This window comes from Fontibacillus panacisegetis, assembly GCF_900102215.1.
GTDB lineage: Bacteria > Bacillota > Bacilli > Paenibacillales > Paenibacillaceae > Fontibacillus > Fontibacillus panacisegetis.
The window spans coordinates 116,508-132,074 of sequence record NZ_FNBG01000014.1; the positions used below are offsets into that span (position 1 = coordinate 116,508).

A 15,567-nucleotide genomic window follows, 5' to 3' on the forward strand; every position below is an offset into this window, starting at 1 on the left:
CTTAATTAATCATAAAATTATCAGAGGTATTAGCCTATGACTTCATTTCGTTTCATCCATACGGCCGATTTGCATCTGGATACGCCGTTTGCTGGTATGTCTGGAATCAATGATCGGCTGCGCCGACATTTGCAAGAGTCCACCTTCGCCGCGTTTGGCGATTTGGTGGACCTTGCTGTTTCCGAAGAGGTTGATTTTATCGTGATCAGCGGGGATATATACGATGCATCCGAGTCTTCTCTTCGGGCTCAGCTTAGACTGAAGGAAGCATGGGACAAGCTTGGACTTCACGGGATTCCTGTCTATGTTATTCATGGGAATCATGACCCGCTTAGCAGCAGCAGGCAGAGGTTTGTGTATCCGGATCATGTGACTGTGTTTGGTTCCAGGGTAGAAAGTGCAACAGCTGTGCGGAGAAAGGACGGGTTGCCTGTAGCTGTTGTGAGTGGAATTTCGTATCCCACTTCTTCGGTCACTGAAAATACTTCCTTGCAATTTCATCGCGATCCATCATCTTCGCTTTATCATATCGCTCTTTTACATGCCAACGTGGATGGACAAGAGGGACATGACGTCTATTCACCTTGCTCACTTTCAGACTTGAAGAAGTCAGGTTATGATTATTGGGCTCTTGGCCATATTCATAAACGTCAGATATTATGTGAAGCTCCTTGGGTAGTGTATCCCGGAAATATTCAAGGTCGCAGCATGAAGGAGACAGGGCCCAAAGGCTGTTATTTAGTAGATGTTAACGATAACAAGGAGACGACTCTTCATTTTTATGAGCTGGATCATGTGCGATGGACAGAAACTGAGCTGAGTATTGAGCATATGACATCAGAGAATAAGTGCAAGGAAATGCTTGAGGATCGATTGGAGTCGCTAAGGTCTGAGAGTGGAGGAAGGACAACGATCGTTCGACTGAACTTTACCGGAAGAGGACCGCTTCATTCCATGCTCCAGTCTGGAAGAGATAGCAATGAGCTTCTGCAGGAGCTTCAAAGACAAGAAACTGAGCGAATATCACCAGGGTCAGCTTCGATTCTCGATAGTGTGATATGGCCCGCCAGTTTTAAGGTGAATACAGGTTTGGACTATGACAGATCCCTTCTGCAGGAAGAGAACAGCTTTCTAGGTGAGTTGCTTAGATTGTCCGAGCGGTATCAAAATCGTAGTGATGATCTTAATCTTGATCTTGACGCCAACGCCATAATTAATGATGCCCTTGCTTCGCTTATGGATCACAGGGTATTAAGAGGTTATGTTCAGGATTTAGGCGAAAAGGAACGTCGCGAGCTATTGCAGCAGGCTACTGAGATGGCCATATCGCTGCTGGTCGATGAAGAACCGAGAGGCGGTGAGGTCAGTTGAGACTGGAGAAGCTTCAGGTTAGCGGATTTGGTCATTTGCATGGCCTCAAGATTGACTTGGAAGGACCTGTTACGGTTTTGTACGGGCCGAATGAAGCGGGGAAAAGCACGATTTTGGGTTTTGTTCGCGCCATGCTGTTCGGTATTCCCAGCCGTACATATGGGTCTCTGCGATATGAACCTGTAAAAGGAACAGTGCACGGGGGAATGCTGACATTAAAGGCAGACAATGGAGCTCAGTGGGTCATCGAAAGATACGCCCAGCCGCCCGAGGGTGCAGCTCTGTCTGGAACCAGGGGAGACAGGTTAAGAATTACAGTCAACGATGCTGAGGGCAATCTTCGAGAAGTAACACAGGAAGAGATGCAAAAAGTATTGCTTGCCGGGATGTCAAAAGAGATGTTCAAGCAATTGTTTGCGATCTCGTTAACTGAGCTGCAGGAAGTTGCTGCCCTTCAATCAGAGGAGATGAACACCTTTCTGTTCCATGCCGGTATTGGCGGAGGTAATGCGATCCTGCGCGGAGAAAAGAAGCTGATGTCAGAAATGGACAAGCTTTATCGTCCAAAGGGTCGGAATCAGGAGGTAGCGCAAATTCTACAGTCCATTGAGCGGCTTAATTTGGAAGCGAAAACTGTGAAATCGTTACTGCCAAGATACCATGAATTGCTTGAGGAGCTGTCACAGGTTTCGAATGCCCTTACCCAGTCGGAGGAAGAGCTTGCTGTTCGCAGCCAAGAAGCATCAAGCCTGTATCGGGCTGTGACCAGCCGACCGGATTGGATCAAACGTGAAGCTGCACTCGTTGAGCTTGCTACGCTTCCTTCTGATTCAAGCACATTTCCACAGCAAGGGATTACCCGCTGGAATGGTTTGCAGGACGATAAAGAACGTCTGATGCTGGAAAATAGTGAGCTAGAGAGAGTAAAGTCAAAGCTACAGCAAGAACTGAACTCTATTGAATTAGATGCATCACTGCTAAATCATGAGGTTTCGCTTCGTTCACTTGCTGAAAGATTGCCAGGATATGAGAGCAGGCTTCGTGAACTTGGTGACACACAAGCGGAGATTAAATCACTCGGCGTCCGAATAAAACAATGTTTGCAGAGCATTCATCCGGATTGGTCAGACATTCATTTGCGTTCTTTTGCCGGGACGGTTGGAGAGCGGGAATTGGTTCGTAAGTATATATCACGTTTTGCAGCTTATGATAAAGAGATGGATATGCTCCGAAGTGAGCGGTTTAAGCTGGAGCGGGAAGTTTTATCCTTGGAGGGAGCCTATACTGGGGCTGCGGAGAGATTAGAAGAGAGTGAGTCCATTTACCGTAAACAGTTTGCCATTATAGCTGCTGAAGATCGTTCCGAGATTCGAATGCTGTGGAGTGAAATTAGTATTGAGCTAGATCGATGGCGGGAATTAGCGAGTAGCAGGGCAACTGATAGAAGGGCGGTGGAAGCAGAACAAGAGGCTGGGGCACGGATGCAGTCTCTCTACAAAAAAATACTTGGCGGAGCAGGAGTGTTGACACTCGTTCTTCCTGTCATTCTGTGGTTGACCACGGAGCAGCTGTTAGGGGCTGCAATTAGTGGAATTGCGCTGCTTGGGTTTGACATGATTCTATGGAGTAGTATCCGTGGTGGCGACAAACCTGCGAACCGTTCCAAACGCCGTAGAGGAATACCTCCAGCGGAAGAGTCCACGGCAGAAGCCAGATTGAAGACACTTGTTCCCAAGTTGATCAGACATCCGTTAACAGCTGCATCCGGAGCTGCTGATTATTCAACGAGGAAAGGTATCATGGATTCTACTCCTGTTACCGATGGGACTGATTTCTTGTTGATGGAGAATTGGGAAGAAGAAGAACGGCTGCTTCGCAGACTGATGGAGAATTGGCAGCTATGGGCTCAGCGACATGAGGTTCTTGAAACAGAGCTTGCTGCAAGCCGAAGACGTACCGCTGAAAAAATAGATGCACTTCAAGCTCAGGAAAGAGAAATGGCTCGAAGAGAAGAAGCTTTCTCCAGTCTTTCTGATGAATGGGAAAAGTGGCTGGATGATCGACATCTACCTGCCTTGTTATCGCCGGAAGCCGCACTTGATGTTTTTCGTATAGCCGAGCAAGGCCGTGAATGGCTAAGTAGATTTGAGACCCTTTCAGACAAGGAGGCTGCTCTTCAATCGGATAATGATACTTTTGTACGGGAAGCTAAGGCTTATGGCATTCATTTTGGTGTAAATACTATAGGTGAAGAATTGAATTCAAGCTCAGCCGAAATAATCCTTGAGGTTCGTCAAACCTTGAGTAGTCTTGATCAGCAGCTAGAGTTGAAAGTAAGGTATGAGCTGTTATCCGCAAAAATGAAATCACTGGAAGAGGAACAAAGCCGCCTAAATGATCGATTGAATCGTATTCTGGAGGCAGAGGGCAATTTGCTTCAAGCCAGCGGAACTCAAAATGGTGAGGAATTTCTGAGAAAAGGCGCTGATGCTGCAAGGTACGAGGAGCTTGATCGAGAGATACGACAATGGAATCTTCTGTTGTTCGGAGCTCTGGATAAGGAGAAATCCGCAGACCTTGAAACCCTTTTGCGAAGCTATACTGAGGAAAAGTTAAGCGAAAATGCCGAAAATGCCGAACGAACGAAAAGAGAGACCGAATCGCAAAGGCTGGGGCTTCAGGAACGGCGCGGACGAATCTTGCAGGAAATGGAAACGTTGGAGGTGGGCGGTCGTCAGGGTGATCTTCTGCAGCAACTGGCTGAACAGAAGTCATTGCTCGGCAATGCCCTGGATAAATACGCTGTCATGGCTGTATGCCATGAGCTGATAGTCAGAGTACGCCAAATTTATGAGGAAGAACGTCAGCCTGCTGTATTACAGGCCGCTTCGAGTTATCTTCAGAAAATGACCGGAGGGGTATATCACAGAATCCTAATGAAAATGGGAAGTCAGGAGCTGCTGGCAGAGCACAGGGAGCACGGCCCGATCGGTAGTTCATATTTGAGTCGGGGGACGGCTGAGCAGCTATATTTGTCGATGCGCCTTGCATTGTCTGATGCAGTCTCAGGTCAATTGAAGCTGCCGATTTTGCTTGATGATCTGTTTGTTAATTTCGATCATTCCCGAATGACAGGGGCATTATCTGTAATCAAAACAGTCTCGGAGCAGCATCAGGTCATTATGATGACTTGTCATGAGCATGTTGCGCAGGCTGCAACCAACAAGCTGCCGGGCTGCCAAATAGTGCGACTATAGGTTGTACTGCCATCGTTGGCAGATCTTGGTGCTACCCTTTATCGCGATGTAATGCCAGCACAGCGGCCCATAAAAGACTGAACAAACCAAATAGCGGATACAGGACAGAAAGCAGTGCGCTGAAACCAAATTGGCTTGTCAGATAACAAATGAACAGGATCGTAATGGAAATGAATTTGCGATCCAGCTGAATTCGTGGTTTGAGCTGGAGTGTAATCCCGTAAATGTCGGCAACAAATGTACTGAATATTTCCATGAAAATAAGAAGGATATATACGACTTTAGTGACGGAACCGAGCTGCTGAGCTATGCTCCCCATAGGGATTTCAAACTGGACGATACCCGGCATATTTGCGGATAAAGCATAATGTCCAGCCATGAGCATAAACCCTACGCCTGCACCCCCAATCAGTCCTCCAGAGATGATTGTTTTTCGATTTGGCGCATGACTACCGATCGGAACTAGAACAGCTTGGGCCATGGATAAATTAAAGGCAGCATACATGAACGGTGAAGCCCACACGCCCAGCAGTCCTTTTTCGGTATCCAATGTAAGAAATCGTGCAGCGCCTGGTGAGCCAGCAGTATTGGCTATTATCGCTAAAGACAGTATAATCATCATCGGAACTACAATGGAATTTAGCTTCATGACTCCGTCAATTCCTTTGCCAAGCAGCAGATATGTAGCGATGAGGGTAATCCATAATCCAATCTGATAAGGGAGTCCAAAGTTCTCCATAAAGACCGAGCCTGCCCCGGCGAGCATAACGCTGTTAACACCGATCAGGACGACTAATGTGAACAGGCTCAGGGCACGGCCAATGACATCTCCGAACAGTTTGCGGTTTAGATCTTCATAGGAGTTGGCTTTGATATCATGGGCGAGCAGCATCATTTTAGTACCAAGCCATACGAACAGAAGGGTAGCGATAATGATCATCAAAGCCCCCCACTTGCCATACCTTGTAAAAAACTGGAGTATCTCTTGTCCAGTCGCAAATCCGGCGCCAACGACGGTGCCGATGTAGGTAAAAGCAATTTGCATAACTTTAACGGCATTTTTCATGGTTTTCCCCCCGGATGATGTGCTATATATAGTACAAGGTATGTTGTCCGGGAACGGGACATGACTCAAAGCGTATAATGAGATAAGTTCAGGAGGAGAAAGAGAATGGATAAATTAAAACAACGGATTGTAGAGGAAGGCGTAGTCGTCTCCAATCAGGTGTTAAAGCTGGACGGTCTGCTTAATCACCAGGTTGATCCGCAATTAACGATGGAGATGGGGAAGGAATTTGCGAAACGGTTTCGTGATGCGGGTGTGACTCGTGTGGTTACCGTAGAATCCTCCGGAATTTCTGTCGCATTTGCTACCGCGTACGAACTGGGGGTGCCTCTATTGTTCGCTCGTCGGAAAAAGACATTGCTTGCTGAACCTGATATGTTATGTGAGCGTGTGCCATCTTTTACAAAAGGAATTGTTACGGACATTCTGATCTCTCGTGAATTTATTTCGGCTGATGATAAAATATTGTTCATTGATGATATTATTGCGAACGGAGATGCAGCAAGAGGGCTGATCAAAATTATTGAACGCTCTGGAGCTGAACTTGTAGGTGTTGGTATCGTTGTTGAAAAAAGCTTCCAGCCAGGAGGCAAAGCGATTCGTGACCAGGGCATTCGCCTAGAAACATTGGCTCAAATCGAATCTCTTGAAGGTGGTAAAATTACATTTGCGGATTAGACTTAATTTGGACATAAATGGAGTTATTGCTTAGAATAATTAGTCCTAATTTTGTAACAATCCTTTGCAGGAGAAATGTTTTTCGTTATAATTAGGGTGACTAGGGAGAGGAGGTTTATATTTATGGGGGAAGAAAACGTAGTGAATCATGAATTTTTTATTTCCAAATTGTCTGACGCAAAGGTTACATTCGAACGTGCCCTGGATTGCAAACACACGGAGTTTGATGACCTTTATCCCTATATGCTTGAGCATCCACAATTCTTCTGGTATAAACGCTATGTTGCCTGGTCGCAGCTCTTGACGATTGCAGGTCTATGTGAAGAACTTAGTGTTCCCTGGAAGGATCAATTTAGCCCACAACAGGTTGGATACTTGCAGCAACGGGTGATGTCAGCGAAGGTGCTGGATTTCTGGTTTGAAACAAATGATAGCAGGGAACACGCTCAGCGCTAACACGTACTGAAGTTAGGCATATCCAGATAATTAATCGCGGTAGAGGTTATTCAGTGCTCCTGCGATCTGAAAGACTCCGCCAAGCAACACGCGGAGTCTTTTTTTGAAATATAAGGGAGGACTACAAATAATGATTACGGATGAGCAGCTTAATGAATATCGCTTGTCAGGAGAAAAAGTACGAGTTATTCGTGATGCAATAGCAAGTAACGATATTAGAGGAATCGTTGTTGCGTGGGACGATACTCATGTACTGATTCGTAGACCAAATCGTCATGTAGTGAAGCTTGATCGCAACTATATTTATCAGCCATCGCATGATCCGCGGATGTGGACGGAAGAATAAAAGGAGTAGGGGGAAGAAACACATCGATTACTATCGGGCAAGCCTTTGAAAATCCAGAAAATTAATTGTTGACTCGAACGTTTCCGCGTGATATTATATATCTTGTCGCTGCAGAAAACACTTTCTGTTAGACAAACCATTTGCGGTCGTGGCGGAATTGGCAGACGCGCACGGTTCAGGTCCGTGTGGGCTAACCCCCGTGGAGGTTCGAGTCCTCTCGACCGCACCAATTTAACAATGAACCAGCTCTTGATTTTCCTCGCGGAGATTCAGGAGCTTTTTGCATACTCGGAATTTGCAAGGTATTGCTCATCACTTGAGCTGAAGAAAGCTTTGAGCTATATACAGCTATGGGCTCGTCTGATCAGTCAAAACTTTTTTACAATCGCGTAAAAGGGGAATTTTGAATTTATATCAAGTGGGATGTTAAATGGGTATACTCTCCGCACTATCCGGGATATTGTTCATTTCCCGTTTGCAATCAGAACAACGACAGTAGGTACACATTTCGAGCTTGACGTGATTGCCGCTGCTTATGTAAGTGGTGTATTAGCTGTTACGGTTATATTCAAATGTTATGTATCGCAAACAAAGAGCATAAATCATAATATTAGTTGAGTATATAAAAATGCTAGGAGTATTTGTAGTTTTTTAGTCGAAATTATGAAAAAAAAAGTGTTATAAGGTATTGAAAATTATTCATTGAAATTAAATATTGACATAAAATCCACTATATGACATATTAAACTTGGTGATGGAATTACCAAAAAAAGAAATATGTCAAATCAGTTATGTAAGCGTATACATTTTGATAGTTTCGTCATACACTATTATTTTTTTGAAAAGGAGAGTTAGGCAAAATGAAAAAAGCAAGGCGTATCTGGAGTATAGTCTTATTTGTTGCCCTGATTTTGCAAGTCTTAAACTTTTCATCTGCAGCAAGCACTACAGTTCAGGCAGCGGGCGAGGAATACGGGCTTCCTGCAACATCTAGAGACGGAGTTATATTGCATGCATGGAACTGGTCCTTTGACACAATAACTAACAATCTTCCGGCAATAGCTGCAGCGGGCTATAAAACGGTTCAGACTTCTCCAATTCAAGGGACCAAAGAGAACTCAATGGGCGGCAGCTACTGGTGGGTTTTATATCAACCTACCAACTTTAACATTGGGAATGCACAGCTTGGTAGTAGAGATCAATTTAAGAGAATGTGTGAGGAAGCAGAGAAGTATGGCATTAAGATCATTGTCGATGTTATATTGCAACATACAGCTAATGCTGGTGGAGGTAGTTTACAATTTACTCCGGCATACAATGTTGATCCTACGATCAGAAATAATTCCTATTTCTGGCATGAGGCAAGAGGAATTGAAAACTATGGAGACAGACGGCAGGTTACTCAATGGGGAGTCGGTCTACCTGATCTGAACACTTCAAATTATGATCTACAGGATAAAATTATCAGCTTCTTGAACGATGCGACCTCGCTAGGTGCTGATGGTTTCCGGATTGACACAGCGAAACATATTGAACTGCCTAATGAAAACTCAGATCATTATGGGAATTTTTCATCGAATTTCTGGCCGCGAGTTTTAGGCGGGCTTAACAACAAGCATAACTTGTTCATTTATGGGGAAGTACTTCAAGGTGGGGCAGATGAATTCTACAAGTACTCTAATTTTATAGATCTGACTGCATCTCACTATGGTGGCAGCATAAGACATGCGGTTGGTTACAACAGCAATAAAAATGTGAACGGTGCCAGAGAATTTAACGCTGCAGGTGTAAATCCATCAAAATTGGTTACTTTTGTAGAAACACATGATACTTATGCTAACGATAGTAGTGAATCTACTGGTATGAACGAATGGCATATTAAAATGGGATGGGCTATTATTGCTGCTCGCGCTCAAACAACATCTCTTTTCTTTAATCGTCCTGCAGGTGGCGGAAAATTTGCAGGTAGTCTAGGTACCAAAGGTAACGATTTGTGGAAAGATCCAGATGTAGTTGCAGTGAACAAGTTCCACAATGCAATGGTGGGGCAAGACGAGTATCTTAGAACACAAGGCAACGAAATCATGCTGGTTGAACGTGGTAGTAAAGGCATTACGATTGTGAATCTAGGTGGTGATGCTTATATTAATTCCGACACAAGACTCTCTAATGGTACTTATATAAACAAGGCTACTGGTGGTGGAACATTTACTGTATCAAACGGTAAAATTACGGGTAACATTGGTGGCGGTAAAATTGCTGTCTTGTATGAAACAACATCATCGGGTCCTACAGTTACAATCGATAAGCAAGAGGGGGGGTTCTATACTGATTCATTATCTGTAAAGATAGACGTAACAAATGCGAACAATGCTTCTTATACAGTGAACAATGGCTCTGTAACTAATTTCAATTCGAGTACGACTGTAACTTTAGGTGCTGGTGCAGCATTTGGAACAACATTTGTACTAAAAGTAACGGCAAATGGCTCGGGAACTTCAACAACGAAAACGTATACATTTACGAAAGAGGATCCCAATGCTGCATTAAAAATCCACTACTATAAGCCATCCAATTGGGGTACACCGAACATCTATTATTATGATGACTCCGTAACTCCAACGAAGAATGGTCCAGCTTGGCCTGGAGTAGCAATGCAAGCGGAAGGAAATGGCTGGTATGTGGCAACGGTACCTGGATGGACTAAAGCAAAAGTGATCTTTAACTCTAACGGGAACCAGATTCCAGGTGCGGAACAATCAGGATATCAAGTTTCGGGTGAGAAATGGATTAAGGATGGAGTAGTTCACCCTAACAATCCTGACAATCCAATTCCAACGATTTCGATTGATAAATCTGAAGGTGTATTCAATAGTGATAGTTTTGACATTACGATCAGCTATCAAGGAGCGAATTCAGCAACTTATTCACTGAATGGAAGCGCACCAATATCATTCACTTCTGGCACGAAGGTTACGATTGGTGCTGGTGACGCAGATGGCACTACTTACACGTTGAACGTTACTGCAATTGGATCAACTACCAATACGACAAAGACCTACACATTTAAGAAGCAGCAATCACAGGGACAATTGTTTACTGTTAAATTCTATAAACCATCCAATTGGGGAACACCAAACATCTACTACTATGATGAGTCTGTGTCACCTACCAAAATAGGTACTATTTGGCCAGGTGTTGCGATGCAAGATGATGGAAATGGATGGTATTCTTATACAATTAGCGGTTGGGATAAAGCGAACGTCATCTTCAACAGCAATGGGCAGCAGACACCTGGATCCAGTCAACCAGGCTATTTCGTAAATACTAACTCATGGATTAAAGATGGTGTAATTACGACTGAACCACCACTTGATGACAATACTGTGATTCCAGTTACATTTAATGTGAGAAATGCAACGACCGCAGTGGGACAAAATGTATATATTGTTGGTAGTATTGCTGAGCTTGGTAACTGGAATCCAGCTAACGCGATTGGGCCTGGATCTACTACCAATTATCCAACTTGGAGTTTCACAATCGATCTTCCAGTTGGAACTAAGATCGAGTTTAAAGCGATTAAGAAGCATGGTGATAATGTAGTTTGGGAATCTGGTTCAGACCACTCCTATACTGTATCATCTAGCAATCCTACAGTAGACTTTACTTTCAATAATTAGTAGATATAATAAGTGGGACTGTCCTATAAGTCATAAATGACTTAGGCGGTCCCATTTTATTACCTTATCCTAAATTTAAGGAGACTGGTTTAGTTTTACTTCCGCTCACACCTTAGAGCAATTAGCAGTTAAGCTATATACTGCACCCGATGAGAATCATGCTCCCACAATGCCAACGAATAAGTAAGAAGGGAGCAGGGGGTTCATGAGCAAGGTGTTGAAGGAGAATTTTTTGAGTTTCTTAATTTGGAATTGGGTGGGCATAGCGATTTTTTGTGCTATGTGAACATTTGGTACACAATTGTTTGTTTCATTTCGTTCGACAAAACTCGATAAAAATTCGCCTGCATGCAGCAGACGCTTCTTCTCGTTGCCTTTGTATGTTCTCTTTCGGGTTTATACGTCGCTATTGCAGGAAATGAGTATGTGAAATGGTTCATTGCTCCACCGTTACTATTTTTATTGGCTTCTGTTATTTTGCAAACTCAATAAAGAAGTGGGTCCAATTAGGAACTGAATACATCACAGCGCTACTGGAGTCAGGGGTTTCCGGCTTTTTTGCATTGGAGCGTTTTTTTGCAGATAAAGCGTTAGGGAATCCAAATGACATTCGTTATATATTGTGAATCCACATCGTTAAGGAGGCTGTACTTTGAACGTAAAGACAAATGGGATTGTTTGTAACATCTTATTATTAGGGCTATCTTTGATGCTCCTGCTGCCGGTTCAGGCATTCGCTCAAGACCCGAGCGCGGACGCTCCAGCGAAAACCCCATCGCCGCCAGAAGTTGTTTCTCAGTTTACTGTATTTGATCCCGATTTCGATTACTTGGAGAAAGGGCAAGGATACCTCACCGATCAAGGGAAACAAAAAGTTAATATATGGGGAGAAAGCTACGGAACGGTTCGAGTCGATGAAATCGGCGTACAGCTCACCTTGCAACGTTGGACAGGCTCGGACTGGATCGATGTGTATTATGGGGCCAGCGTCAAAGAAAGCAACGCAGCTTATGCGTATTCTTCTATCAGCAATATTTCGGTGTTAAGCGGGTATTATTATCGGACAAAATCCTATCACTGGATCAAAAAAGGATCGACTCTGGAATCAGGTTACCGGTACTCTTCCGCATATTTGATTCCAGAATAAGAAGAGAGAGCGAGCGGAATAATCCGTTCGCTCTCCCTTTTAACGTAAAGACTCAGCTATTTCCAAGACATCGGTTTCCGCTAATTTGCCAGAGATGGATACTTTAATCTGATCTTCTGTAAGCCATTCTAGTGTAACAAAACCTTCCGGCACAATGACGAGTATACCTCGGCTGTTTCCAATCATCGTCTTCCTAATGACCCCCACATCCGTTGATACATCACTTTTTACATGAGTCGATCCCGGTTCTATGAAGCGCTGGCTAATTTTAAAAATATCCTCATTATCGTTCATGTATTCCAGATATACATTATGATACTGGCCACTGGCTTCCCGGAAAATACGGACCACCTCAAGCGAAAAATGGTCCGGGACATAGCTTGGCAGAAGAAGAGGAAAAGCTAATTTGGCCTTGGCGTCCTCTAGCGTCGTTGGTTCTGGAACGGCGGGGTTTTCGCCTTCGCCTTCTGCAGATGGTGGCGGCACGGTTTTGGCTGCCGAGGTGTCGTGTTGTTCCTTGGCAAAGAAAAACTCCACGACGCGATCCTTGGCCTCCCGAAACAACGAAGACATACTTGCATACGTTTTGGTTATATTGGTTGTCGCGGCAAGGTCAATCATAAACGCGGCGGCGATTACGGCAGCTACGATCTTCAAGCGGAAAAGGGTTTTCTTTTTACAGCGGCGTTTCTGCATCTGGACATGCACCTTTTCCCAAGAGGGCGCTGCGTCGGGAATCTCGATGCGGTTGTAGTAGTCTTGAAGCGCTTTTTGAATGATACGATCCTGCTCATTAGGTTCATTCATCATTATCAGTCCATTTTCCTAAAAAGTGTTGAAGCAATTTTTTTCGTGCTCTTGCCAAACGTTGGGTAAGGACAGGCTCCGTCAGATTCAGTTCCCGGCAAATTTCCCGGTATGTTTTTCCCTCTATATAGAAGAGAAACAACACCGTTCGATAATCCGCTTTTAACTCGTCCATTGCCTGATAAAGCAGTTCGTCCCTTTTTCTGGATTCGACTTCGCTGGCTACACTAACTTCATTAAAGGGGCCACTACTAATAACGTATGATTCAGCTAAAATCTGACGGTCCCGGTTTAATTTTCTTAAATAATCCAAGGCGGTATTTCGAGTCAGTTGTTTGATCCAGGCGGGGATGTTCGCACCGGATCGCATCTTGGGTCCCTTGGTTATGGCCTTCATGAAAGCATCCTGAATAATATCCTCCGTAAGCGCATGGTCATGAACCATGAAATGAATATCCCGGTAAACGAACTGGTAAAAAGAACGATAAACAAACTCTTGAATCATTACATCCAGGTCGTCCAGTGGGCTTCGTAGGAAATAAAACCATTGTTCCATAAGACTCCCCCGATGATTGTATTTATAGTGCGTTATTATCTGTGTGATTGATATATCCCTAATTATACCTCAAATATGGAAGTATGAGGTATTAAAAATAAAGACGTATTGGAATCCAGCACCGGGTCATGCGTGAACAAAAATATTGAGAATATTCGTCAGATTTTGTAGAGTTCATACGTTATTTAGATAGACAACATGATCGGCATACGTTAGGTGCAACCGTTATTCATTCCGAAACTGGAAAAAGGGTTGCAAAACATAACGTGGAGGGAGGGAAGCGAATCTGATAAGCAAGTTAGTAAAATAGTCTTCGGCATTTGTTAAAGAGTTAATCTTGTTTGATAAGACAAATTATTAAAGGAGGAAATTTTCAATGAAAAAATACCTTTCGGTTCTCTTGACATTGGTCTTATTACTTTCCTTTTCATCATCGGTTTTTGCCCAAGAAGAAAATCGGGCGGACGCTCAGGCATTGGCAAGTGCATTGGTTCAAAGCCAAGATGCTCAAAGTCTTTGGAGTAGCTATTCGGATGAAGAGAAGCTTGCCGTAAAGGAATTTGCTAGTCAAGCGACGTCGTTGTTGGAACAATATGCTGCTGAAGGTACACGCTCCAAAACACTTAGTGCAAAAACAGCAAACCTTTCTAATGACGAGGCTTTGGCTGTTGCCGTGTCGCTTGTACAGGTCGATATCTCCGAAAAAGACATTACTCTGCTTGCAGCGGGTACGTACACATATGGTCGTGAGGTTGAAGGTACAAACCTTGTCGGCGGGGTGCTGTGGAGACTCACTCATTCCATTGAATGGAATGTTAAATCTAACGGTTACTTGGATCGGGCGAATCGTACCATTACGCCTTATGTAGCTACATGGGCTTTAGGCTGGTCATATAATGGAACAACTACTGACCAACAGGAAGGCGGTGTTGGTTGGAACTATTATCAATCTGATGTAGTGGGTAATTTCAGATTTGATATATTAGAACAGCCGGTTCAAAATCGTTATCCACGAATCTGGCTACAAGGCTGGGCCGATGGTACCGTGTACTATCAACACTGATTTTTTCCATCAAAAGAAGGGGCTGTCCCAAACCACCATGGTCTAGCGGCCACCACCATGAATGAAAATGTACTTGGCCTGTGAATCTGTGTGTTCCATACTGGAACTGCAGGTCACAGGCCGATACTTTTTTGGTAGGACAACACTCTGAGTCCCAAACCGGCCGACTGTATCCCACGAGCACCGCCATTTGTTGCTACGAGCACTTGTATAAAAATTCTTTCACTCTGAGGATACATGACCTGCACCCATTTTATTTTGAGAAGTGAGGCTACCGGATGGAGGCGATTCTGGAACGATGTGTTGGGCTGGATGTTCATCAAGAGACAGTAGTTGCTTGTGTTTTGTATGGTAAGTTAGACTGTAAACCGAAGCAAGAAATTCGTACGTTCTCAACAACAACGAAAGGACTGCTGGCGCTTAATGACTGGTTAAATGACCGGGAATGCACACACGTAGCCATGGAAAGCACGGGCGTGTATTAGAAGCCGGTCTGGAACATACTGGAGGAGCAATTCACGCTCATTCTGGCGAATGCAAAACGCATCAAAAACGTACCTGGGCGGAAAACAGATGTCGCCGATGCAGCTTGGATCGCACAGTTGCTTCGTTGCGGACTCATCACGCCTAGCTTTGTTCCCCCAGCCGATATTCGAAATATGAGGGATTTAACACGCTACCGACGCAAGCTGCTTCGAGATGCGACAGCCGAGAAGAATCGGATACACAAAATATTGCAAGACGCAAATTTGAAACTTACGACTTACATTAGCGATATTTTTGGGACATCCGGTCGCGCACTGCTGGAGTCTGTTAATAACGGAGAGGTTTTGGACGCTGATGAAGTGAAAGAGAAAGTGAAGACATCTCTTAAGCGCAAAGTACCTGAGCTTCTTGAGGCACTAGATGGACGAATGAAGAAGCACCATCGTATGATGCTGGGTCTGCACTTAGACCACTTATCCTACGTTGAGAAGCAATTGGAGAAGGTGGAGTTCGAGATTAATCAGTTACTCGAACCGCACTTACCATCCGTTGAACTTTTGATTACCATTCCCGGCATTCAGAAAGATGCGGCGGCGGTCATCTTGGCTGAACTCGGAAATGATATGTCCTATTTTGGAGGTGATCCGCAAATAG

At 44.2% G+C, this 15,567-nt stretch carries 13 protein-coding genes and 1 tRNA gene; 11 read left to right on the forward strand and 3 right to left on the reverse strand.

Features of this window, described 5'->3' with window-relative positions; translation table 11 throughout:
- Nucleotides 1-36 precede the first annotated feature (36 nt).
- Both BLS49_RS13335 and BLS49_RS13340 read left to right on the forward strand, forming a co-directional pair.
- Nucleotides 37-1,371 carry a metallophosphoesterase family protein gene (locus tag BLS49_RS13335; RefSeq protein ID WP_091231115.1) on the forward strand — a complete coding sequence of 445 codons (1,335 nt, stop codon included), beginning with the start codon at nucleotides 37-39 and terminating at the stop codon, nucleotides 1,369-1,371.
- Nucleotides 1,368-4,628 carry an AAA family ATPase gene (locus BLS49_RS13340; protein ID WP_091231117.1) on the forward strand — a complete coding sequence of 1,087 codons (3,261 nt, stop codon included), beginning with the start codon at nucleotides 1,368-1,370 and terminating at the stop codon, nucleotides 4,626-4,628. Before BLS49_RS13335 ends, BLS49_RS13340 begins: the two co-directional genes overlap by 4 nt.
- 31 nt (nucleotides 4,629-4,659) lie before the next feature.
- Here the strand turns inward: BLS49_RS13340 and BLS49_RS13345 are convergent, their stop codons facing one another.
- On the reverse strand, nucleotides 4,660-5,694 hold the full coding sequence (locus BLS49_RS13345; RefSeq protein ID WP_091231120.1) for a YkvI family membrane protein: 1,035 nt from the start codon (nucleotides 5,692-5,694) through the stop codon (nucleotides 4,660-4,662).
- Between the two features lie 105 nt (nucleotides 5,695-5,799).
- Between BLS49_RS13345 and BLS49_RS13350 the strand changes: the two genes are divergently transcribed.
- The 6 genes from BLS49_RS13350 to BLS49_RS13390 all read left to right on the forward strand — a co-directional run bounded on the left by BLS49_RS13350 (nucleotide 5,800) and on the right by BLS49_RS13390 (nucleotide 12,001).
- Nucleotides 5,800-6,372, forward strand: coding sequence for a xanthine phosphoribosyltransferase (locus BLS49_RS13350; protein WP_091231122.1), 573 nt, complete (start codon nucleotides 5,800-5,802; stop codon nucleotides 6,370-6,372).
- 123 nt (nucleotides 6,373-6,495) lie between these two features.
- The gene (locus BLS49_RS13355) at nucleotides 6,496-6,828 is read left to right on the forward strand and encodes a hypothetical protein (RefSeq protein WP_091231125.1); all 333 of its coding nucleotides are present in this window, start codon (nucleotides 6,496-6,498) and stop codon (nucleotides 6,826-6,828) included.
- A gap of 130 nt (nucleotides 6,829-6,958) precedes the next feature.
- Complete coding sequence (locus tag BLS49_RS13360) at nucleotides 6,959-7,174, forward strand: hypothetical protein (protein ID WP_091231127.1); 216 nt, start codon at nucleotides 6,959-6,961, stop codon at nucleotides 7,172-7,174.
- Between the two features lie 142 nt (nucleotides 7,175-7,316).
- A tRNA-Leu gene (locus BLS49_RS13365) sits at nucleotides 7,317-7,403 on the forward strand.
- Between the two features lie 631 nt (nucleotides 7,404-8,034).
- Complete coding sequence (locus BLS49_RS13375; protein ID WP_175471407.1) at nucleotides 8,035-10,854, forward strand: starch-binding protein; 2,820 nt, start codon at nucleotides 8,035-8,037, stop codon at nucleotides 10,852-10,854.
- A gap of 652 nt (nucleotides 10,855-11,506) precedes the next feature.
- Complete coding sequence (locus BLS49_RS13390) at nucleotides 11,507-12,001, forward strand: hypothetical protein (protein WP_091231133.1); 495 nt, start codon at nucleotides 11,507-11,509, stop codon at nucleotides 11,999-12,001.
- Nucleotides 12,002-12,040: 39 nt separating this feature from the next.
- Here BLS49_RS13390 and BLS49_RS13395 read toward each other — a convergent pair whose 3' ends face one another.
- Together BLS49_RS13395 and BLS49_RS13400 are read right to left on the reverse strand one after the other, a co-directional pair.
- Nucleotides 12,041-12,811 (reverse strand): DUF4367 domain-containing protein, encoded by a 771-nt coding sequence (locus BLS49_RS13395; RefSeq protein WP_091231137.1) that lies wholly within the window; start codon nucleotides 12,809-12,811, stop codon nucleotides 12,041-12,043.
- The gene (locus BLS49_RS13400; RefSeq protein WP_091231140.1) at nucleotides 12,801-13,364 is read right to left on the reverse strand and encodes an RNA polymerase sigma factor; all 564 of its coding nucleotides are present in this window, start codon (nucleotides 13,362-13,364) and stop codon (nucleotides 12,801-12,803) included. The genes BLS49_RS13395 and BLS49_RS13400 overlap by 11 nt, the downstream gene beginning before the upstream one ends.
- 376 nt (nucleotides 13,365-13,740) lie before the next feature.
- Here BLS49_RS13400 and BLS49_RS13405 point away from each other — a divergent pair, with 376 nt between their 5' ends.
- The 3 genes from BLS49_RS13405 to BLS49_RS13410 all read left to right on the forward strand — a co-directional run.
- Nucleotides 13,741-14,427, forward strand: coding sequence for a hypothetical protein (locus tag BLS49_RS13405; protein WP_091231145.1), 687 nt, complete (start codon nucleotides 13,741-13,743; stop codon nucleotides 14,425-14,427).
- Between the two features lie 278 nt (nucleotides 14,428-14,705).
- Nucleotides 14,706-14,912 carry a hypothetical protein gene (locus tag BLS49_RS25315; protein ID WP_245742374.1) on the forward strand — a complete coding sequence of 69 codons (207 nt, stop codon included), beginning with the start codon at nucleotides 14,706-14,708 and terminating at the stop codon, nucleotides 14,910-14,912.
- A 60-nt stretch (nucleotides 14,913-14,972) separates the two neighbouring features.
- On the forward strand, nucleotides 14,973-15,567 hold a 595-nt coding region (locus BLS49_RS13410), incomplete at its 3' end, for an IS110 family transposase (protein ID WP_245742375.1).

What these genes read in the sequence shown, in the direction of transcription:
- BLS49_RS13375 (WP_175471407.1), top strand. Translation starts at nt 8,035, where the DNA reads ATGAAAAAAGCAAGGCGTATCTGGAGTATAGTCTTATTTGTTGCCCTG.
- BLS49_RS13405 (WP_091231145.1), top strand. Translation starts at nt 13,741, where the DNA reads ATGAAAAAATACCTTTCGGTTCTCTTGACATTGGTCTTATTACTTTCC.
- BLS49_RS13400 (WP_091231140.1), bottom strand. Translation starts at nt 13,364, where the DNA reads ATGGAACAATGGTTTTATTTCCTACGAAGCCCACTGGACGACCTGGAT.
- BLS49_RS13350 (WP_091231122.1), top strand. Translation starts at nt 5,800, where the DNA reads ATGGATAAATTAAAACAACGGATTGTAGAGGAAGGCGTAGTCGTCTCC.
- BLS49_RS13360 (WP_091231127.1), top strand. Translation starts at nt 6,959, where the DNA reads ATGATTACGGATGAGCAGCTTAATGAATATCGCTTGTCAGGAGAAAAA.
- BLS49_RS13395 (WP_091231137.1), bottom strand. Translation starts at nt 12,811, where the DNA reads ATGATGAATGAACCTAATGAGCAGGATCGTATCATTCAAAAAGCGCTT.
- BLS49_RS13355 (WP_091231125.1), top strand. Translation starts at nt 6,496, where the DNA reads ATGGGGGAAGAAAACGTAGTGAATCATGAATTTTTTATTTCCAAATTG.
- BLS49_RS25315 (WP_245742374.1), top strand. Translation starts at nt 14,706, where the DNA reads ATGGAGGCGATTCTGGAACGATGTGTTGGGCTGGATGTTCATCAAGAG.
- BLS49_RS13345 (WP_091231120.1), bottom strand. Translation starts at nt 5,694, where the DNA reads ATGAAAAATGCCGTTAAAGTTATGCAAATTGCTTTTACCTACATCGGC.
- BLS49_RS13335 (WP_091231115.1), top strand. Translation starts at nt 37, where the DNA reads ATGACTTCATTTCGTTTCATCCATACGGCCGATTTGCATCTGGATACG.